We start from the raw sequence: 211 nt of genomic DNA, 5'->3' as shown, positions 1-211 counted from the left end.
CCGTCAACAGCACCCTCGTCGACGCCGGGTTCGGGCCGCCACTACTGTGGACCGTCATCGCGTTCACCGACGGCACCCGACCGCTCGGCCTCGTCTACCTCTCCCAGCGGGGCAGCTGGTACCCCTTCGCCCCCGCCGAGGCCGATCGACGCGACAACACCCTCGAGCTACAGATCACCTCGGCCATCGAGAACGATCTGCGGGTAGAGAA

General features: G+C 67.3%; 1 protein-coding gene. It reads left to right on the top strand.

The window, feature by feature from the left end:
* The coding region (pspAB, locus tag QM806_RS41265; RefSeq protein ID WP_502943965.1) for a PspA-associated protein PspAB at window positions 1-211 on the top strand (211 nt) is incomplete at both ends.

Origin of the sequence: Rhodococcus sp. IEGM 1351 (genome assembly GCF_030056875.1) — a bacterium.
GTDB lineage: Bacteria > Actinomycetota > Actinomycetes > Mycobacteriales > Mycobacteriaceae > Rhodococcus_F > Rhodococcus_F opacus.
Note: the sequence above shows the minus strand (reverse complement) of the source record. Positions and strands in the feature narration are given on the sequence as shown.